A 19,608-nucleotide genomic window follows, 5' to 3' on the forward strand; every position below is an offset into this window, starting at 1 on the left:
CCCGGAGCAGTGGAACCCGGCGACACCCCGAGACGACACTCGGGCCCTCGCCCCGCACAGACTCAGCTCACGGCACGGAAACAGGCCACCGAATCCCTCGGCAGCCCGTCACGAAACTTCGAGGCTAGCTCTGGCTGGTCGAATATTGAGTTCGGGGAGGAACTAGTGTCTCGTGATCCCGTTCGTATCACTTCGAGTTGTTTTTGACGAGTTTCTTCACGTTGGTCGCGACGAGTCTGACCTTTGCGAGGACCTCGCCGGCGGTCGCGGTCCAGGTGAACGGTTTCGCGGTCTCGTTCCAGGAGTTGATGTAGTCACGGATCTGCTTGATGAGGACGTGGACGGTGGAGAACGTGCCGCGGCGGATCGCCTGCCGGGTCAGGATTCCGAACCAGATCTCGATCTGGTTCAGCCACGACGAGCCGATGGGAGTGAAGTGGAAGTGGACCTGCGGGTTCTTCACCAACCACTCCTTGACCTCAGGGGTGGTGTGCGTGGAGAGGTTGTCGAGGACGACATGGATTTCCTTCCCCGCATGAGGTCTGACGGCCTTCTTCAGGAAGGCCAGGAAGTCCTTCCCGTCCCGGGTCGGCTTGCACTCGCCGAGCACTTCGCCGGTGGTGACATTCAGAGCGGCGAACAGATTCGTGGTGCCGTGGCGCACGTAGTCGGCCGTGCGCTTCTCGCTGGCCGCGAAGGTGACCGGCAGCACGGGCTGGGTCCGGTCCAGCGCCTGGATCTGCGTCTTCTCGTCGATGGACAGCACCACCGCACCACCCGGCGGGGCCAGATACAGACCGATCACATCGGCCACCTTCTCCGCGAAGGCAGGATCCTTCGAAATCTTGAACGTGCTGCTGCGGTGTGGCTTCAGGTTCTCCTCCCGCCAGATCCGGGCGATGTAGTGCCAGGACACGGTGGTGTGCTCGACCCGCTTCAGATACTTCGCCAACTCCCGCGTCGACCAGTGCGAAAGACCTGTGCCATCCGGCGGCGTCATACGCGTCAAGGCAATCACCCGGGCCCGCACTCGCGCCGGCACCTGTTCCCGCGCACCACCAGGACGGTCACCTTCCAGCCCGGCCAGGCCCTGCTCGGCGTAACGACGCTTCCAGCGATCCACCGTCGGCAGCGATATGCCAAGCAGCTCGGCAATATCCTTGCGGCGGTGCCCTTCACCCGACCACAAGACGATCCGACCCCGCGTGGCGATATCGGCAGGAACGTCCCAACTGCTCACCAACTCCCGCAGTTCGGCGACCTGTTTCACAGAGAGCTCCATGCCGATAGAACGAGACAGGCAAGATCAAGTAACGCCGACAGGATCACGAGACACTAGACTGATGGATATTGTTTTCATGTCGAGGTTTAATTGATATGTGCGGTGGATCCTGGTGGTGTATCTGAAGAGGTGTCTGGTGGCGGCGAGGCATCTTCAGTTCATGGCTAGTGCAGGATAGCCTCATGGCGATATGGTTCCGCACCTGCTATGAGGACGAAGACCTCTGGTTGTACTTTGAGGTTGATGACGAGGGCCGGGTAACCAGACAGGTTGAGCTTCGACGCGAAGACTCAAAGCCAGTGACGGCTGCTTCTTTGGAGGAAGTGCTGCAACTGCGTAACAATGCCGATCTGGCCGCGATGGGTCGCTATGAGGGACAATATGGAGTTCTTGCAGAAGGTACAGCAGAAGGTTGGCAGGGCCAGCCACAGGCGTGTGAAATCCCTGCGGAGGACTTCGAGAAGCGATGGGTGGAGGCAAGGAGAGTGCTCGTTGATTCCCGGTGAATCGACAGATCGCGCTCCCGTGGAGTGCAGCCACATCACGAACGATCTGGGTCGGATGTTCCCGACTACTGTCTCGTGTCTCCGGGCTAGCACTGTCCGCCCCAATGGGCCATCTAGCAAAGTGCGGCTTATCGAGTTCTTGATGTGATCGAATAATGCTCATTGAGGGCACCGTTGCTGGTCTACTTGAAGCAAGGAGTAGGTATTGGGCGTCGTTTGTGGGATGCTACAAACAGCGCTTGTTTCCTTGTGTAAGAGGGCTTTCTCGTGCCCTATTGGAATCGCAGAACAGACTCCTAGTGGAACAGGCTGACCGATTTTCGCTGCATCGCATGGAGGTGGAGAATTCGGCCTTCTGCTGACAATCTACTGGGTTCTTTCGTGACGTGCTTCGAGCATGGGCTTCTCGTGATCGAAGATTCGGAGAGCGGTGCGACTCACGACGACTGGGACGCCGCAACTCAGTACGTGCACTTGGATCAAGGCTCCCTCTATGTGGCAGTTCAGAGCATCGTCGATGGTCCGGTCGAGGTGGTGGTCTATCGAGACCACGTTCAGGACAGTGAAATAGGCGGACTGACCGAGGTATTTTCAGGAGTAGTCGAGTCACGGCTTGGAAAGCTTCGAATTCATGATTCAGACGAGCGAGCCGTTCTCACGGCCCTCGTCAACCGTGGAGCCGTCCGCGTAACCGTCTTCGTGGATGATGTCAATTGGGCGAGTCGAGTTACTGTCCTTGTGCACTGAAAGGAGATCCGAGCTTGAATTAAGGGGTTCTGCTGGGCGTCATCCTCGTCGGTGGTGTCCTCGTCTGGTACTGGTCCACGGGCGAGGACACCCATTTTCCGAACCAGTATGACGACGCGCCGGTGGACGTGTCGTTGTAGGAGGCGTTGTCCGATCACGAACTCGTTCCGAGGTTGTTTAGTACACCGCCTCACAGGGGCTCGACGGCTACCCGATGTCTGCGAGGTTCACGACACCCTGTGACCGGGACCCCTGATTCCTCTCGGGCAACGGCTATGTGGAGCTCGACTCCGATGAGGAGTTCGACCCGGGCACCGTGCTCGATGCTGAGCGCAGAGGGGTGCCGGTCGGCGCGGACACGTCGTATCACATGCGAGTGGGCGGGGATCACGGATTCGAGTCCCATGCCCCTGGTCACCGCGGACGACGCGGACTGCACCGTCTTTCTTACTGCATGAGCGCCCATGAGCGGCGTCCTCACCCGAAGCGTGCGTATCGGCTGACAGTGGTGCTGAGCCATCAGTGTGAGTGACTATCTGAGTGACAACAGGCGCGGATCGCCGCCGACCGCGGTGGACGTCGGAGGATGACTCGTGCAGGTCAGCGGGCTGATGTGACCCACCCTTCGGGGTGCTGGATTGCATGGCATGCAAGAGGTCAGGAGTTCAATTCTCCTTAGCTCCACAGGTCAGAGGCCCCCTCCCGCAAGGGAGGGGGCCTCCTGCGTGACTAACTGAGTGACTAGCGCTCTTGTCCCGGACGCAAGTGTCCGAAACGCGGCATTTGACCGTCAACCTGCGGCGGCGGTTCCCCCGTCGAACTGCCTTCCGCGTCTCCATGTCGGCCCGGCCTGCGTCCGGCTCGTTCGCTTCAGCCTTGGAAGATGCGGTTCATGGTCAGTGCTCCGGTCTGGATGACGGGGCGGATCTGCTTGCGGTAGACCTTCTCGGTGGTCTCGGTGCTGGAGTGGCCCACGAGTCGGGCGATCTCCTCGACGGGGACGTCGTTGTCGGACAGCAGGGACACGAAGCTGTGCCGCAGCTCTCTCGGTGTCCACTCGGTGGGGTTGATGCCGTCGGCCTTGGCGATGGCCCGGCGGAAGGCGCGGCGGACGTTGGCGGCGTCCAGGGCCGTGCCCACGTCGGAGGCGAAGACGAGGTTGTTGTCCTGCCACCCGTGGCCGGCGATTCTCCGCTGTCGTTCCTGTGCTCGGCGGTGCCGTCGCAGGGCGGAGATACAGCGGTGGGGCAGGGCCAGCGTGCGTCGGCTCTTCCGGGTCTTGGTGTCGCCGCTTCGGCGGACGGAGTGCCAGACCGCGATGTGCGGGGGGACCGGCGGATCGGCGTGTGGGCGTCCGTCAAGGTCGACGTGATCCCAGGTGAGCGGGCGCAGTTCCTCGGTTCGCGCGCCAGTGAGGAGCGAGAGGCCAAAGGGCCATTCATCTACTTCCCGATGTGCTACGGCATGGCGGAAGAAGCCTCAGCCTACGCGGCCGAAGTTGCCTCATCGATGGGCCTGGTCTGCTATGACCCGAAAGACCAGGCGGCTCAGGCCGTAATGTTCCTTCGACTGCCCAAAGACCGAGGAACCGCTGCAACTGGCGGCAGCCGAGGTCGTAGGCTCCTGTCGTGCAGCAGCTCCGCACCGCAGGGGAACCCGACAACGCGCTGGTGCGAGCTTTTCCGACGTGGCTCGGAGATCGTGCACGGCCGTCACTGGCGGCCATGCCGGAGGGCCGGCTCGCGCCAGCGTCGCCGTTTTCGGTCACAGTTGCCGGCCAGGCGGTGACCATCCCCTATCGCATCTACCACGATGAACCTCCAGAGAGCACGGTGCGCACACTCGCGGCGACCGAAGCGACCGTCCTGCACTGCCTGTACACGCGGCACAGCGACGGACGAATCCGTCAGCGCCACGTCGAACAGGTCGTCGGCTCCAGTGAGCCGTGGGCGGTTCCCTTCGTGGTCCAACTCGTCGGTGAGTACGTCGTGGAGATCCTGGAGACGATCGCACGGGACCTGCCCCACCTCACGGAAGCGGGGTCTGCCCACCAGCGGTCTTACGGGGAATTCGTCGCGGGGAACGCCTCGTTCTTCGCGCGAACGGAGCGTCGAGCGGTCAGTTACTGGTCTCGCTATCACCGCCGGCGGTATCCGGCGTTCAGTGACTACCCGGCCTGTCGACTTCTCGAGTCACTGCGCGCCGCTGCCGCTGACCGCGCTGGCCTGGTGCTGCCCCGCCACACGCCCGGACCGTGATTCCCCGGTGGTCCTCCTGGCCAGCGTCGGCAGCCACTCGATCACTGAGATGATGCCGGTGTCGGGGCAGAACGCCGTCATTGGCCGCGCGGTTCGCTCCGTGGTTTCTCAGGCTCGCTCAGAGCTGTGTAAGCGGCCTCGGCGATCCGGCCGGACGGCACTCCTTCCGGTGCATGGGCCAGGAAACCAGTGGTCGTGCCGGTGTAGAGCACGCGCCCTTCGTCGATGACGGTCACGTTGTCGGACTCTTCGGCCAGATCCGCCACGTCGTGGGTGGACAGCAGCACGGGCACGTCTCCGGTCAGTGACCGGAGGATGTCGCGGAAGACCCGGCGCTGACGCGGGTCCATGCCGGCGGTCGGTTCGTCGAGAAGCATGACGCGCGCTCCGTGTATCAGCGCGGACGCGACGCCTACGCGGCGGAGCTGGCCGCCGGAGAGCTTGGCGGCCTTGGTGTCCGCCTGCGCTTCCAGGTCGACGCGCGCCAGGGCGCCCGCCGCCTTGTCCCAGGCGTCGCGGCGGTTCATGCCCTTCAGCCAGCCTGTGTAGGCGACTTGCTCCCTCGCGGTCAGGTGGGACATCGCGGTGATGTGCTGAGGCATCCAGGCGACGGACCGCCGGTAGGTACGGCTGCGAGACGGCGTGCCATCCAGGGCCACAGTGCCGCTACGAGGCAGGTTGACGGAGGCGGCCAGCTTGAGAAGGGTGGACTTTCCGGCTCCGTTCGGGCCGAGGAGGATCGTCAGCCCCGGTGGCAGTGTGTAGTCGAGGTCCTTGAGTACGGGTGCCGTCCATCGGCGGTACGCGTATGTGCAGGAGCGTAGTTCGAGGGTCATGTTCTTCCCTTCTCGCCGGTGGCGGGACGGCGGGTGCCAAGGTATGCGGCCAGTCCCGCCGTGATGGCGCAGGCCGTGGCCAGTGCCGCGACCGGATCGCCCCAGGTCTCGGGCAGAACCGTCCAGAAAGCGGGGTGGTTGCTGTTGCTGAGCCCGAAAAGGATCACTGCGAAGATCCAGGCTACGGGCGCCATGACGGCCGGTGATCCGACCACTGCGCGGAGGACGAGCATGAGCCCCGTGAGGAAGATGGTGTTCCGGCCGGCGGGTAGCCCCGTCGCCGTCCCGGAGACGGTGTCCAGCGCCCAACCGGCTCCAAGGGAGAGGACGAGGACCCCCAGAATCAGGGCAGCGTCCAGGAGGCGCGGTCGCCGGACACTTGTCTGTTCTGCCTCATCCAGCCGGGAATCGAGGGACAGCGCCAGTGCGGAACAGACGGGGATGGGCGCCATGAGCACGAACAGCACCGGGTTCGCCGAGCCGGTCAACAGGGATGGCAGGGAGACGACCGAGTCCTGGAGAGCGGCCAGCATCGCGCAGAAGGCGGCGAGCGCCGGGAGCAGGACGGCATGTCCTCGTCGGGCCTTGAACCACCACCACATCAGCGATCTTCCTCGGCGGTCGGCGCACAGGCCCGTCGCATCTCCGCGTGGAACCACTCGGTCTGCTCAGGTAAAGGCAGACGACGAGCCTCGGCGACGCGGTCCCTCGCCTCCGCGAGCCAGCTCTCGCCGTCGATGTACTGGCGCATCTCATCCTGCTGCCAATCCAGATAGAAATCCTCGGCGTCGGCCGTGACGGCGGCCCAGAGCATCGCGCTCCGAGAGATGACAGGATCGGGCTCATCGCACGGGAAGCGGACGGCGTGGGTGACGATCGCCAGCGGTGTCGTTCCGGAGCGATGGCTGTTGACAAGCGAGAACCACCAGGCCTGCGTCGTGGATGCTGGTGCGTGGCGTCCGCTCGCGCTGCTGTCGTTGACGCTCGTCAGATCCGAAGTGCTGACACCTGCGGCGTTCAACTGGGCGAGGGCGGCCCTTACTTCGCCTTGTATTACGTCCAAATCTCCGGCCATCGCTTCTGGGGCGCAGACCGCCGGGGCCGTGCCCACGCAGCGCACGGGAACATGGCCGGTGCTGAGCGGTGGGTTGAAATCCCAGTCAGCTGTCATCCGCTGCGCGGTCACCGTGCCGGCAACGGCGATCGCGCAACCCAGCGCGGTCAGCACGATCCGCTGCCGCGTGCCGCTCCGCAGGGCGCACAGCACGACCAGTCCGGTGGCGATACTCCCCGCGAAGAGGATATGCGGCACCAAGGCCCTGAGCGTGGGCAGTTCGCCGTACATGAGGTCCACGGGAAACTGCCCGGAAACGTGCCGAAGCCAGAAGGGCTCGTACGACCAGCTGGCGGCCACGGCATAGAACACACCCACGGCCAGCAGGGGGGCGGCGATGAGCCGTGGCGCGACGAGTCCGACCACGAAGCCGATCACCGCGTGGGCCAGTGAGACCGTCATCGCGAGTGCGGGCAAGACCAGGCTCGGCAGCGAGGGCGCGATGCCCTGCCGTATCAGTGCCATGGCCACGACCACGGTGGTCACGAGCCATGCCAGGAGGATCACGGGTAACAGGACGTCCGCGGCGACGCGGAGTCGGTGCCGGGCCGGCGCCAGGGTCCAAACCCCGTCCCTCCTGAGACGGCCGCTCTCCCAGGCGGCCAGGGAGGAAGCAGCCGCGTAGATCAGGGCGTATGCGCTCGCCAGCACTGAGGAGGTGACGGTGGGTGCGTAATCCGGCTGGTCCTCGTAAGAGCGGAACTCCGGGACGAAGCTCACGAAGAAGTAGAAGACGGCCATGCCCGCGACGAGTGGGAAGGCCCACAGCGCGCTGCTGACCCGCAGCCGTGACCAAGTTTTCATCAGAAAAAGAGACACCTAACGCGGAAGGAGGGGCCCGAGGGATCGGGCCTCTTCCAGAAGGATTTCAGTCCTGCGCCGTAGTGTCGACCGCCACGTAGTCGACGCTCAGCCTGTAACCGCTTTCGGAGTCGTTGATCCTGGTGATCTGGAAGAAGTAGTCACCCGGTTCCAGGCCGTTCCACTCACCGCGGCTCTCCTCTGCTGGACCGTCGAAGCAGTTGTACGCAGTCTGCCGGCCGTAACTGATGTCGGGCAGAGCCGTACGATCGTGGCGCATATCGATCTCGGTGCTCTGGTCCGGTGCGTACACGGGTGTGCTCGTCGTGCAACCTCGGAAGATGAGCTCCGTGTAGTTTTCGTCGGCCCAGCGGCGCGACTGGAATCCGGTCAGTACTCCGGTCATGCTGCTGCTCCAGTTCTGTACCTGTAAGTCACCCTCATCAGCGGTGACTTCCATGGTGGCGGCTGAAGCCATGGGCATGCTCGCCAACCAGGTGGCAGCGAGAACTCCACTCACTACGGCGACGCGTGTCCGTGTACTCCGCATGGGAATTCCTCCTCAGGTGATGGTCATTGCTTTGCTAACGCCGCGTCACTGCGGGCGCGCGAGCATGCGCAAACATGTGCGCGGCACTGCGGCGCCGCGACCAGTGATGTTCTGCGGCGCCGCTCTCTCGGCGCGGAAAATCAGCCCGCGCACGACCAAAGATTACGAGTGAATATGAGTCCACGGATCTTGGTCGCCGACAGGCCAACCGTGATGCTGCTCAGTCTGCGTGAGTGGTGTCGACTACGACACTGTCGACGCTGAGCGTGTAGTCGTAGGACCCATTGATCAGACCGATCTGGAAGAAGTGGTTGCCCGACGCCAACCCTGTCCATTCGCCAGCGCTTACACTACCGCCGCTTTCGAAGCAGTTACTGGCGGTCTTGGTCCCCCAGGACCGATCTGGCTGGAGAGAGCGATCCTGTCGAAGTTCTACTTCGGCGCTCTCGGGGAAGGCGGGATAAAGCCAACTCGTGCTACAGCCTGTGAAGCGCACTTCCGAGTAGTCCACATCTTCCCATCGGCGAGACTGAAAACCTGGCCCCACGGAATCCAGGTAGCTGGACCAGTTGAGAACCGTCGGTTCACCCTCGCCGACGCGAGCCGCCGAAACGGCCGAAGCGCTCGGAATCCCCCCGAGAGAGCCAATGGCGACAATTTCGGCCACCACGGCGACACGAGCCTTGATGACTTGTCCGTTCATTTCGAAGCCCCCACCTCTTAAGGGCGCGTACACCATATGTATGCACTGCGTAACGGTCAAGGGGAGGTCAAACGACCACTATGTGCGCATCTTGCGATGGGCGGCCTTTGTCCGGACAGGGGGGATTGGTGCCCCGCGAGAGTTGACCCCGAAGGAGTCACTGGCGAGGATGCCCCCGTCTCACGCGCCGCTTCCGAAGAGTGGGGGCAGGGACAGCCGAACACTTGAGACAACGTCCCTGCGGTGGTGATGGGCGCAGCGGCGGTGCCGCCTGGTGGCGGATTTTGTACCGCACGCTGTGTCCGGACCCGCGGGGGGCAGGGCCGATGGCCTCACCCAGACTTCAGCGTCTGACGTGGTAGGAACGGCGTAACTGCTCCTCCTTGGGAGGAAGATCAGGGACACGGCCGCGACTCTGCGGAACCAGGCGCAGGATTCGCTCATCTGATGGCTATTGACGGTGCAGTATTCAGCCAGATATCGAAGTGAACCGCCCCGGGCACGGCCTGCCCAGCAGCCGCACTGAAACTATCCCGCCCCGGCCCGGGACGACCACCCGGATCGAAGAACACACACCGCGCCAAGCGCCACGACGTCGGCAAGACTGTCAAACGCGCCGAGACCATCAAGGAGCACGAAGCCCGCCGAGGATAAACGTCAAGCTCAGTAGAGCTCAGGGCCTGAGCAGCCGGGGACTGGCGCGGTCGCCGGCGCTCCGCTGCCAGTCCCCGGACTCGGTTCATCCGGCCATGCCGTGGGGAACGGCCAAGTCTTCCCGGGTGAACAGTCGAGTCAGGGCCGGCGGATCCTCTTTGGAGCAGGCATCGGCGACCTCGTCGATGAGCTGGTCGTAGTCGGGACCCGTCTTGCCCTGATAAGCGTCAGTCATACGGCCCCATTCGTCCCAGGGCAGCATTTCCTGTTTGCAGAGCGCCGCGAGGTCGCGGACGGCGTTGCCGCTGATCTCGGCCGGTCCCCAGGCGAAGTCGACACCGGCCACCCCGAACTTCTGCCCGTCGACCAAACCTTGGCGGTACTGAATCCACGCCTCGCCGCCGGTCAGGAACTCGCCCACAGCGAGATCCTCGGGACGCTCGACATGTGTCTTGCCGAGGTGTTCGGTGTCAACGCGCACCCAGCGCCGCTGGTCGGCGTTCCAGTACTCGGTGATCCAGTGGTCGACGCCGCAGCCCTCCAGGAAGTAGGTCCCGAAGCCGCACCGGGCCCGCGAGGGGATGCCCCTCGCTCGCAGGAATGCGCAGGCGATGGTGGCGAAGTGTCGGCATGTGCCGATCACCCGTGTCTCGGGGGTGCGAGCCTGGTGCAGCGGGGATGAATCGAGGGCGATCAGGGCGGCGATCAGCTCGCTGACCGGTCGGATGTTCTTCTCCGCGAGCCGTGCCTCAGGAATGCCTACCGCGGTGGCGTCCGCGGGCTGAATGACCAGGCCCTGCGCGGCGGCACAGATGCCAACGGGGTCATCCGGCAGGCTCTCGATGAGCTGGAGTTGCGTCGCGTCCAGGCTCGTGAAAAGTCCGGACTGGGAGTAGTTGAGCACGTCATCGGCCATAGCCGGGCATGCTATGCGGCGAGTCTGACATCCGGCCCGGTGCAGCCCAGCCGTCCACGGTGTTGCCGAAACTCACCGCGACGTTGCTGCTTCTTACCCGACCATCACGGGCCCGAGCCGAAGAGCCCGCCAAGGCCGGCAGATGTCTGCGGCTACGCACTCGACGGCCCCCCGCCCTCCGGGCGGTGGGCCGTCCCCCATGACTGACGTCACTTCTCGTGGACATCCGCAAGCTTCAAGATCGCCGACTCCGCGCACGACCGAGGAAACCCATGAGCAACACCTCGGGCGCGGGTTGGGAGCCGCCGTACCCGGTGCCGACGTCGGCGTGGTGGCCGTGGCCGGTGTCGAACGGCCGCTTGCCGGGGCTGTCGAGGATCAGGCCCTGGCGTTGTCAGGTGGACAGGTCGGTGGAGCGGTGGACGCCCAAGCCGCGCCACTCGTCGGTGACCATCCAGTACCAGCCGCCGAGTTCGAACGCGTTCGGCCCTTCGTGCCTCGGATCCTGGAGGACCGGCCCGGCGGCACCCCAAGTGATCAGATCGGGGGAATCCGCCGCCCAGGTAACCGAGCCGCGCGCCTCTTCCCTGAACCACATCCGGTAGCCGCCACCGGGCAACGGATGAACGCAGGCGTCGATGACGCGGTCGGACGACAGCGGCACCTCACCGAGGTCCTGCCACTATTCGAGATCGTCGGATACCAGGTGGCGGATGAAACGGGCGTGGCCTTCCCACGCCGACGGCACGCCCCGGAGGTAGCTGAGGAACATGTGGTAGCGCCCCTCGGCCCACACGATCTCCGGCGCCCAGGGGGTGTTGCGCCAGGGATGGGGGTCGAGTCCGGCGACCACGCCCAGGTGGCTCCAGGTCAGGCCCCCGTCGCCGGCCCGGCGCTAGGTGTAAAGCACCCGCCAGGTCCCGTCCGGCGCCTCAATGCGCGTCGGATCGATGGGGGCGTGATGGACGGGGTCGGTGTACAGCGGCGCGCCCGGCTCCCGGAACTCCCGGAAGCCGGGCGCGGTCGTGGCGTTGCTCATCCTTTGACTCCCCCGGCGAGCAGCCCGCTGATGATGTGGCGCTGGGTGAAGACGAAGAATATCACCATGGGGATCAGGGCGATCACGGACAGCGTCATGAACGCCGGCCAGTCGGTGGAGAACTCTCCGACGGCGCTGTAGACCTGCGGCACAATGGTGCGTTTGTCCGGGGAGGAGATGATGACGGTGGGCAGGACGAAGTCGTTCCAGACCCACATCGTCTGGAAGATGCCGACGGTGACCAGGATCGGGCGGATCAGCGGCAGCACGATCCGCCAGAAGATCTGGAGGACCCCGGCGCCGTCGATCCGGGCGGCCTCGATGATCTCGAACGGCAGGGTGCGGATATAGCCCTGGATCAGGAAGAAGCAGAAGATCGAGCCGCCGGCGTACATGAAGATGAGCCCGTTGAGGGTGTCGACGAGCTCATAGTCCACCAGGGTGCGGTAGAGCGGGATCAGCGTGGCCTGGCCGGGGATCACGAACGCCAGGAGCAGCAGGATGCCGACGGTGCGGTTGAACCGGGTGGCGCGCAGGATCATGCCGTAGGCCGCGGTGGCGCCGACGAACAGCTGGACCACGATGGCGCCGGCGGTGACGTAGAGGGTGTTGCCGAAGCTCTGCGCCAGCGGGACCTTGTCGAAGACCTCCAGGTAGTTGTCCAGGTAGAGGGAAGTCGGCGGGGCGAGCGGGGAGCTGACCATCTCGTCTTGGGTCTTGAAGGTGTTGACGACGATGTAGTACAGCGGCATGCCGACCAGGCAGGCAAGACCGATCACGACGACGCTCAGCAGGGGACGGCGGCGCGTCACAGCACTTTCCTTTCGATCCGCCGGGAGATGAGCAGCTGGCTGAAGGACAGCACCGCGACGGCGAGGGTGAAGAGCACGGCCAGTGCGGAGGCGATGCCGTACTGGCCTTGCCCGACGCCGTTGACGATGATCGACTGGGTGATGGTCTGCGTGGCGAAACCCGGTCCGCCGTTGGTGAGGGCGTAGGGCAGGTCGAACACCTTCAGCCCGCCGGTCATCAGGAGGAACTGGCTGATCACCATCGCCGGCATGAGCAGCGGCAGGGTGATGTGGAAGAACTGCTGCCGGGCGTTCGCTCCGTCGATCGTGGCGACCTCGTAGTACTCGGCCGGAATGGACTGCAGGTAGGCCAGGTACAGCACGGCGTGCCAGCCGGCGCCGCCCCAGACGCCCACCATGATTACCGAGAGCTTGGCCAGCGTGGGGTCCGACAGCCAGGGAACCGGCCCGAGTCCGAGCGTCGAGTCCAGCACCGAGTTGAGCACGCCGGACCCGAGGGGGGAGAGGATGTATCCCCACACCAGGCCCAGGACGGCCATGCTGGGGATGGCGGGGAAGAAGAACAACGAGCGGGCGAAGTTCCGTCCGATCAGCCGCTGGTTCAGCGCCACCGCCAGCGGGATGGCGATGACGGTGGTCAGGAGCGTCGTGCCGACGGCGAACAGCAGCGTGAAGGACAGCCCGGCGAGCATCGAGGGGTCGGAGAGGATGGTCCGGTAGTTCTTAAGGCCGATGAAGGTGACGTCGGTGGAGTATCCGGTGAAGTCGGTCAGGCTCCAGTAGAAGGTCTGCCCGAGCGGGATGACGAACAACACGATGAAGACGGCGGCCACGGGCACCAGGAACAGCTGGTACGCGGCGGCCTCCCGCCAGCCGCCGGACTTGTCGGTCCGGCGGCGGCGGGCGGTCGCGGAACCGGCGTCGTCGCCGGTGCCGGGCCGCGGCGAGGCGGCGGTGGCGACGGTCATGACGACGCGAGCTTGTCGTCCAGCGCCTGGGCCACCTCGCGCGGCGAGATCTCCCCCTGCACCATGCGCTGGATCTGCGCCACGGCTTCCAGGTTGAGCACGTCTTCGGCGCGCTGCCAGCCGATCTGCGGCAGGTAGACGTTCCCGGCGCGCACATCCTCGATGATCGGGTCGAGCGCCTCGTCCAGAGGCGGATCGAAGTCGCTGGTGACGGTGATGGAGCCCTCGGATGCCTGCAGGACCTCGATGCCCTCCGGAGAGGCGAGGTAGGACAGGAAGGTCTTGGCGGCCTCGATGTGGTCGGAATCGGGGTTGATGGCGTAGCCGGGGTTCGCCGCGCCGGCCAGATACGGCTCGCCGCCGTCCACCCCCGGCACCGGCACCATCCGGAAGTTCAGCTCCGGCGCCGCCTCCCGCAGCCCGGGCACCGCCCACGGCCCAGCGATCATCATCGCCACCCGGCCGTTGGCGAACTCAGCGTCCACCTGGTCGCCGGTGAGACCGACGGTGTCCCGCGTCACCAGGCCCTCGTCGTAGAGGCGGTGGTATTCCTCCAGGCTCGGTGTCCACTGCTCCTCGAACGTCGAGGCGCCGCTGAATATCTCGTCGTCCATCGTGTGGCCGATGGAGGCGTTATGAGCCCCGAGGAACGCCGAGAGCACTCCGGGCATCGCGTCCACAGGCTCCAGGTACGGCGTGATGCCGGCGTCCTTCAACTCGGCACACAGATCCAGGAACCCCTCCCACGTCTCCGGCGGCGCCTCGGCGCCGACCTCGGCGAGCAGGTCCTCGTTGTACAGGATGCCGGCACCCCAGGACCCCAGCGACAGCCCGTAGACCGCGCCGTCGGCACCGTAGGTCCGCTGATTGAACTCCGGCACGTTGGCCAGGAAGTCCTCGCCAGCCAGGTCGAGCACGTGCCCGCCCTGAATGAGGTTGGTCTTGTTCTCCGCGGCGATGAGGAAGACATCCGGAGCGGTCCCGGACAGCACGCGGGTCTGGAGGGCCTGGATGTACTCCGCGACCGGGGGCGAGTAGGACGCCTCGACGCGAACGTCAGGGTGGGCCCTCTCGAACGCCTCCAGGACCGGTGTCATGGTCTCTTCGTTGTTCCATGACAGCAGTGTCAGCGTGGTGGTGCCGTCATCCGCGCCGCCGCCGCCACCGCAGGCGGACACGGTCAGTGCGGTGGCCGTGGCAAGCGCGGCGGTCAGACGTCTCAAGTGTCTCGAAATGAGACACACCTCCTTCAGTTGAGCTTGTGGTGGTGCGTGAGCGATGCGATGGGGTCACAGAGACGCAGGAGAGGGGTGGCGCGGCTTATAGCCCATTGCCACCTAGTTTGCAGAGTTATGGCCCATTAACAGATAGTTATCTGTAGCGATACAAGCTCCCATCGTCGCGCCGGGGAGTCAAGAGTCCTGCGTCAACTTGCTCACCCGGGCCTGGCGGCCGCGAGCGTCTGGCGTCCGCCGAAGCCTCCCGCGGTGAGGAAGGCCGTTCCCACCTGCGTGAACGGAGACTTGGGCGGCTCGTGCCACGAAGGCTGCTCGGGGCGCGGCGTCAGGCCGGGAACCGCCAAGCGGTGTCCGCGGTCCGCGGCTGAGCGAGTTGACGCAGCACTCTTGACTCCCCGGCGCGGGGATGGAAGTTTGTATCGCTACAGATAACTATCTGTTAATCGATCATAACGCCGCAAACCAGGCGGCCTTGGGCTACGAGCCGCGCCACCCTTCCTCGCACCCCTGCGACCCCATCGCATCGCTCACGCACCACCACACCACCACAGGAGTATGTCCATGCCCGATGCCACCGCGGTTATCAATCTCGATATCGAGGGTCCGACGATCAGCCGTCATCTCTATGGTCACTTTGCCGAGCATCTCGGCCGCTGCGTCTACGGCGGTTTCTGGGTCGGGGAGGATTCGCCGATCCCCAACGAGGGCGGCATCCGACTGGATGTCGTCCAGGCGCTGCGCGCGCTGGACATCCCCAACCTGCGCTGGCCCGGCGGCTGTTTCGCCGATGAGTACCACTGGCGGGACGGCATCGGACCCCTGGAGCAGCGGCCGGCGATGGTCAACACGCACTGGGGGAACGTCGAGGAGAACAACCACTTTGGCACGCATGAGTACATGGCGCTGTGCGAACTCCTGGGCGCCGAGCCCTACATCAGCGGCAACGTCGGCTCCGGCACCGTCCAGGAGATGAGCGAGTGGGTGGAATACCTCACCCGCGAGGGCGACAGCCCCATGGTCCGGTTGCGCAAGGCCAACGGCCGCGAGGAGCCCTGGCGCGTGAGGTTCTGGGGCATCGGCAACGAGACCTGGGGCTGTGGCGGCAACATGCGCGCCGAATACTCCGCCGACATCGTCCGCCAGTACGCCACCTACTGTCGCGACCACGGCGACAACACCCTGTACCGCATCGCCTCAGGCGCCGCCGACGACGACTACGCCTGGACAAAGACGCTGATGCAGCAGATCAACTGCTTCGGCTGCGAAGCCACCCCCAAGACCTTCTTCCAGGGTATCTCCGTCCACTACTACACGGTCCCCGGCACCTGGGAGAACAAGGGCAGCGCCACTGACTTCGACACCGACGACTACTACCGCACGATGGTCCAGGCCCGGAGGATCGACCGCGTCCTCACTGGCCATTCCACGGTCATGGACTGCTACGACCCCGGCCGGAAGGTCGGCCTCGTCCTGGACGAGTGGGGCACCTGGTGGGACGTCGAACCGGGCACCAACCCGGGCTTCCTGTACCAGCAGAACACCCTGCGCGACGCGCTCGTGGCCAGCACCCACCTCGACATCTTCCACAAGCATGCCGAGCGCCTGTACATGGCCAACATCGCCCAGACCGTCAACGTCCTGCAGGCGATGCTCCTCACCGACGGCGACGCGCTGGTCCTGACCCCGACCTACCACGTGTTCGAGATGAACAAGGGCCACCAGGACGCCACGTCGCTCGCCGTGCACCTGAGCACGGACGACGCCCGCCGTCGCGTGGGGGACGCCGAACTGGACACGCTGTCCGCCTCGGCCAGTGTCAAGGACGGGAGGGTCCTTGTCTCACTGTCCAACCTGGACGCCGAGGAGCCGGCCGAGGTGACCCTCGACCTGCGAGGCGGCTCCGTCGGCGAGCCGACCGCCCGCCTGCTGACGGCCGACAAGCTTCAGGCTCACAACACCCCCCAGGACCTCGCAGCGGTCGCCCCGCGCCCGTTCGACGCACTGACCGTCACCGGTCGGGGCCTGTCCCTGACGCTGCCGCCCCACTCGTTCCTCACTCTCCAGGCTCCGCTGGACTGACCCGCCCGTCACCCCCCCTCGGCACCCAAGGAGTCACGCATGTCCCCGTCCCTGTCACGTCGTTCCACCCTCCAGGCAGCAGGCGCCACTGTGCTCGCCGCTGGCCTCACCAACCTGGCCGCCTCATCGGCCCTGGCCGACGAGACAGACGAGAACGCCGCGCCCCGGCTGGTCACGTACCCGCGGCCGTCCAGCATGCCCACCACCACCAGCTTCCAGGTGCGGGTGCGCACCGCGCCCGACGGCCAGTGGCAGACCCTCGACATCTACCAGCCGCGCACGAAGGAGATCAACGCCACCACCGGCTCCGGCAGGGTCTACAACTCCTCGATGGTGTACTTCGACTTCCGCGGCTCCGTGGAACTGGAGATCACCTATGTGCCGGGCGGCACCACCAAGGCCCGGGTGAGACCGGACGCGCTGGGCATTACGCCCGAAATCCTCGGAGACACACTGCGGTTCACCCTCGACGAGCCGCGCGACGTCGTCGTCCAGATCAACGACGAGATCTTCGACTGCCTGCACGTCATCACCAACCACATCGACCCCAACCCGCCCTCCGCCGACGACCCGGACGTCCTCTACTACGGCCCCGGCATGCACACCGTCGAGGGCAACCTCCTCACCGTCCCCAGTGGCAAGACCGTCTATCTGGCGGGCGGCGCCGTCCTCAAGGCACGGGTCGACTTCGTGGGCGTCGAGAGGGCGGCCATCAGGGGCCACGGCGTGCTGATTCCCCCGAGCAGCACCTTCGGCGGCGTGCACGTCGAGGGCAGCAGGAACGTCTGGATCGAGGACATCATCTTGCTCGGGAACGGCGCGGGCTTCGGAGAAGCAGAGAACGTCCACGTCAAGAAGGCCCGTGTTTTCACGTGGGGTCAATGGGGTGACGGCTTCCCTCTCTACTGCTCCACCGACATCACCTTCGACGGCTGCTTCGTGCGCAGCTCCGACGACAGCTTCTCCCTCTACACCCACCGAGGGGACTTCTACGGCGACACCCGCGACATCACCATCCAGAACTGCATCCTGTGGGCGGACGTCGCGCACGCGATCAACGTCGGCACGCACGGCAACACCGACAACCCGGAGATGATCGAGAACCTCGTCATCAAGAACGTCGACATCCTCGACCACCGCGAACCCCAGATGCACTACCAGGGCTGCATCGCCCTCAACGTCGGCGACTCGAACCTGCTGAAGAACGTCCGCATCGAGGATGTCCGGATCGAGGACTTCCGCTGGGGGCAGGTGATTCACATGAGGGTGATGTACAACCCGAAGTACAACACCTCGGTGGGGCGCGGGATCCAGGACGTCTACGTCAAGAACCTCACGTACACAGGCACGCACGCCAACTCGTCGCTCCTTCTCGGCTACGACGCGGACCACGGCATCGACAACGTCACGTTTGAGAATCTCGTCGTCAACGGCGTGGTCATCGCCGACTCGATGAGGAAGCCCACCTGGTACCACACCACCGACATGGCGCAGTGGTTCGCCAACGAGCACGTGAGGAACCTCAGGTTCCTCACCACCGCTGAGGCCGCGGCACAGGCGGCCGCCACCTCGTGATCACCGCTGCCACGGGCTGCCGGGGCGTCCCCGGCGGGGCCGTGGCCGGCAGCTCCTGAAGGCGGTGGGACACCGCCTTCACCGCGTACGTCTCCTCGCCGACACCTTGCAACGTGGGTCTCGTGGTCTGCTCACGCAACCGCAGGGCCCTCGGCACCCGCAGTTCGATCAAGTCAGCACCACCCCGGCCAACCAGGCCGGGCCCCGCTTGATTGGAGATGCACCATGAGCCGCAACAACCACCCACCATCCACCCACACTGGGCCAAGCCGACGGGGCGTGCTCCGCACCGTCGGCGGGCTCTCCCTCGCCGGGGCGCTCGGCGCCACCTCAGTGTGGTCCGCCGGCGCCGCGCCGACCGTGTGGACCCACCCCGGTGGGCTGCACAACCCCGGCGACATCAACCGCGCCAAGGTCAGGGTGGCCGCGGGCACCGACCCGTGGTCCTCGGGCTGGCAGCGTCTGATCAACAACCCCCACTCCGCGTCCACCTGGATCCCCAACCCCCAGTCCATCGTCTACCGTGGCACCGGGACCTCGAACAACTACAGGATCCTCTACAACGACGTCGCCGCCGCCTACCAGAACGCACTGCGCTGGCTGATCAGCGGTGATACGGCCCACGCTGACTGTGCGGCCCGCATCTGCAACGCCTGGTCGAGCACCCTGACCTCGATCCAGGGCAGCACGGACGCGATTCTGGTCGCCGGCATCCAGGGCTGGCAGTTCGCCAACGTAGGCGAGTTGCTGCGCGGCTACAGCGGCTTCGACCTCGGGGCGTTCCAGCGGATGATGCTGAACGTGTTCTACCCGATCAACCACGGCTTCCTGCGGGACCACAACTTCACCTGCATCACCCACTATTGGGCCAACTGGGACCTGTGCAACATGGCGTCCATCATGGCCATCGCCATCCTCTGTGAGGACGGCGCCAAGTTCGACGAGGCCGTCACCTACTTCCAGAGCGGCGCGGGCAACGGCTCCATCGCCCACGCCGTGCCCTTCCTCCACACCGACTCCGTCGGCTACGGGCTGGGCCAGTGGCAGGAGGCCGGCCGCGACCAGGCCCACAGCGTCATGGGGATCGGCCAGATGGGCGCGCTGTGCGAGATGGCCTGGAACCAGGGCGTCGACCTGTACAGCTACGACGGCCGGAGGTTCTTCCGAGGGGCCCAGTACGTCGCCAAGTACAACATCGGCCAGGACGTGCCGTTCACCACCTACACCTGGGGCAGCGGCCACAACTGCGCGTACAACGAGCAGACCGTGATATCCGACTACGCCCGTGGGACCATCCGCCCGATATGGGCCATGATCCACTTCCACTACTACGGGCGCATGCGCTGGAGCGACGCGTACGTCCAGAGCATGTACTACGACTTCGTCGGGGTGGAGGGCGGCGGGGGCGACTACGGCGGCAACAGCGGCGGCTACGACCAGCTCGGCTTCGGCACGCTGATGTACGCCAAGTAGCGCGCGGTCGTCACGGTGCCCCGCGAGCGTGGAGCAGTGGCGCGGGGCACCGTGCCC

Annotated in this window: 20 protein-coding genes and 1 pseudogene; 7 read left to right on the forward strand and 14 right to left on the reverse strand. The window is 65.3% G+C overall.

Annotation, left to right across the window (positions count from 1 at the left end; all coding sequences use genetic code 11):
* Nucleotides 1-187: 187 nt before the first annotated feature.
* A complete protein-coding gene (locus E1265_RS12180) occupies nucleotides 188-1,270 on the reverse strand; it encodes an IS630 family transposase (protein ID WP_243740716.1) in 1,083 nt (360 codons plus the stop codon).
* Nucleotides 1,271-1,464: 194 nt separating this feature from the next.
* Between E1265_RS12180 and E1265_RS12185 the strand changes: the two genes are divergently transcribed.
* Together E1265_RS12185 and E1265_RS12190 are read left to right on the forward strand one after the other, a co-directional pair.
* On the forward strand, nucleotides 1,465-1,788 hold the full coding sequence (locus E1265_RS12185) for a hypothetical protein (RefSeq protein WP_132930311.1): 324 nt from the start codon (nucleotides 1,465-1,467) through the stop codon (nucleotides 1,786-1,788).
* A 381-nt stretch (nucleotides 1,789-2,169) separates the two neighbouring features.
* Nucleotides 2,170-2,535 (forward strand): hypothetical protein, encoded by a 366-nt coding sequence (locus E1265_RS12190; protein WP_132930312.1) that lies wholly within the window; start codon nucleotides 2,170-2,172, stop codon nucleotides 2,533-2,535.
* Nucleotides 2,536-3,405: 870 nt separating this feature from the next.
* Here the strand turns inward: E1265_RS12190 and E1265_RS12195 are convergent.
* The gene (locus E1265_RS12195; protein ID WP_132930313.1) at nucleotides 3,406-3,927 is read right to left on the reverse strand and encodes a tyrosine-type recombinase/integrase; all 522 of its coding nucleotides are present in this window, start codon (nucleotides 3,925-3,927) and stop codon (nucleotides 3,406-3,408) included.
* Nucleotides 3,928-4,163: 236 nt separating this feature from the next.
* On the opposite strand from E1265_RS12195, the gene E1265_RS12200 reads away from it, so the two are divergent.
* A complete protein-coding gene (locus E1265_RS12200; RefSeq protein WP_132930314.1) occupies nucleotides 4,164-4,793 on the forward strand; it encodes a hypothetical protein in 630 nt (209 codons plus the stop codon).
* A gap of 77 nt (nucleotides 4,794-4,870) precedes the next feature.
* On the opposite strand, the gene E1265_RS12205 is transcribed toward E1265_RS12200, so the two are convergent.
* The 5 genes from E1265_RS12205 to E1265_RS12225 form a co-directional block, all read right to left on the reverse strand.
* Nucleotides 4,871-5,629 carry an ATP-binding cassette domain-containing protein gene (locus E1265_RS12205; protein ID WP_132930315.1) on the reverse strand — a complete coding sequence of 253 codons (759 nt, stop codon included), beginning with the start codon at nucleotides 5,627-5,629 and terminating at the stop codon, nucleotides 4,871-4,873.
* Nucleotides 5,626-6,231: a hypothetical protein gene (locus E1265_RS12210; RefSeq protein WP_132930316.1), complete on the reverse strand. Its 606-nt coding sequence runs from the start codon at nucleotides 6,229-6,231 to the stop codon at nucleotides 5,626-5,628. The genes E1265_RS12205 and E1265_RS12210 overlap by 4 nt, the downstream gene beginning before the upstream one ends.
* Entirely contained in the window at nucleotides 6,231-7,484 is a 1,254-nt protein-coding gene (locus tag E1265_RS12215) for a hypothetical protein (protein ID WP_207931048.1), read from the reverse strand. Before E1265_RS12215 ends, E1265_RS12210 begins: the two co-directional genes overlap by 1 nt.
* 127 nt (nucleotides 7,485-7,611) lie before the next feature.
* On the reverse strand, nucleotides 7,612-8,022 hold the full coding sequence (locus E1265_RS12220; protein ID WP_132930318.1) for a hypothetical protein: 411 nt from the start codon (nucleotides 8,020-8,022) through the stop codon (nucleotides 7,612-7,614).
* 292 nt (nucleotides 8,023-8,314) lie between these two features.
* Complete coding sequence (locus E1265_RS12225) at nucleotides 8,315-8,797, reverse strand: hypothetical protein (protein WP_132930319.1); 483 nt, start codon at nucleotides 8,795-8,797, stop codon at nucleotides 8,315-8,317.
* Nucleotides 8,798-9,304: 507 nt separating this feature from the next.
* Here E1265_RS12225 and E1265_RS40660 point away from each other — a divergent pair.
* A pseudogene (locus E1265_RS40660) lies at nucleotides 9,305-9,451 on the forward strand (transposase); the annotation flags it as partial.
* Between the two features lie 85 nt (nucleotides 9,452-9,536).
* Here the strand turns inward: E1265_RS40660 and E1265_RS12230 are convergent.
* From E1265_RS12230 to E1265_RS12250, 7 genes are all read right to left on the reverse strand, one after another.
* Nucleotides 9,537-10,367, reverse strand: coding sequence for a transglutaminase-like domain-containing protein (locus E1265_RS12230; protein ID WP_132930320.1), 831 nt, complete (start codon nucleotides 10,365-10,367; stop codon nucleotides 9,537-9,539).
* A gap of 394 nt (nucleotides 10,368-10,761) precedes the next feature.
* Complete coding sequence (locus tag E1265_RS12235) at nucleotides 10,762-11,031, reverse strand: hypothetical protein (protein WP_132930321.1); 270 nt, start codon at nucleotides 11,029-11,031, stop codon at nucleotides 10,762-10,764.
* Between the two features lie 18 nt (nucleotides 11,032-11,049).
* Nucleotides 11,050-11,220, reverse strand: a complete 171-nt coding sequence (locus tag E1265_RS36980) for a hypothetical protein (RefSeq protein WP_165953732.1) — start codon at nucleotides 11,218-11,220, stop codon at nucleotides 11,050-11,052.
* 42 nt (nucleotides 11,221-11,262) lie between these two features.
* Entirely contained in the window at nucleotides 11,263-11,406 is a 144-nt protein-coding gene (locus E1265_RS36985) for a hypothetical protein (protein ID WP_165953733.1), read from the reverse strand.
* The gene (locus E1265_RS12240; protein ID WP_207931049.1) at nucleotides 11,403-12,218 is read right to left on the reverse strand and encodes a carbohydrate ABC transporter permease; all 816 of its coding nucleotides are present in this window, start codon (nucleotides 12,216-12,218) and stop codon (nucleotides 11,403-11,405) included. The genes E1265_RS36985 and E1265_RS12240 overlap by 4 nt, the downstream gene beginning before the upstream one ends.
* The gene (locus E1265_RS12245) at nucleotides 12,215-13,186 is read right to left on the reverse strand and encodes a sugar ABC transporter permease (RefSeq protein WP_132930322.1); all 972 of its coding nucleotides are present in this window, start codon (nucleotides 13,184-13,186) and stop codon (nucleotides 12,215-12,217) included. Before E1265_RS12245 ends, E1265_RS12240 begins: the two co-directional genes overlap by 4 nt.
* Nucleotides 13,183-14,409 (reverse strand): extracellular solute-binding protein, encoded by a 1,227-nt coding sequence (locus tag E1265_RS12250; protein WP_132930323.1) that lies wholly within the window; start codon nucleotides 14,407-14,409, stop codon nucleotides 13,183-13,185. The genes E1265_RS12245 and E1265_RS12250 overlap by 4 nt, the downstream gene beginning before the upstream one ends.
* Before the next feature lie 576 nt (nucleotides 14,410-14,985).
* Between E1265_RS12250 and E1265_RS12255 the strand changes: the two genes are divergently transcribed.
* The 3 genes from E1265_RS12255 (at nucleotide 14,986) to E1265_RS12265 (ending at nucleotide 19,551) form a co-directional block, all read left to right on the forward strand.
* Entirely contained in the window at nucleotides 14,986-16,503 is a 1,518-nt protein-coding gene (locus E1265_RS12255) for an alpha-L-arabinofuranosidase C-terminal domain-containing protein (RefSeq protein ID WP_132930324.1), read from the forward strand.
* A gap of 39 nt (nucleotides 16,504-16,542) precedes the next feature.
* The gene (locus E1265_RS12260; RefSeq protein WP_132930325.1) at nucleotides 16,543-18,078 is read left to right on the forward strand and encodes a glycosyl hydrolase family 28 protein; all 1,536 of its coding nucleotides are present in this window, start codon (nucleotides 16,543-16,545) and stop codon (nucleotides 18,076-18,078) included.
* Between the two features lie 225 nt (nucleotides 18,079-18,303).
* The gene (locus tag E1265_RS12265) at nucleotides 18,304-19,551 is read left to right on the forward strand and encodes an alginate lyase family protein (protein ID WP_132930326.1); all 1,248 of its coding nucleotides are present in this window, start codon (nucleotides 18,304-18,306) and stop codon (nucleotides 19,549-19,551) included.
* Nucleotides 19,552-19,608: the final 57 nt, after the last annotated feature.

Origin of the sequence: Streptomyces sp. 8K308 (assembly GCF_004348315.1) — a bacterium.
Lineage (GTDB): Bacteria > Actinomycetota > Actinomycetes > Streptomycetales > Streptomycetaceae > Streptomyces.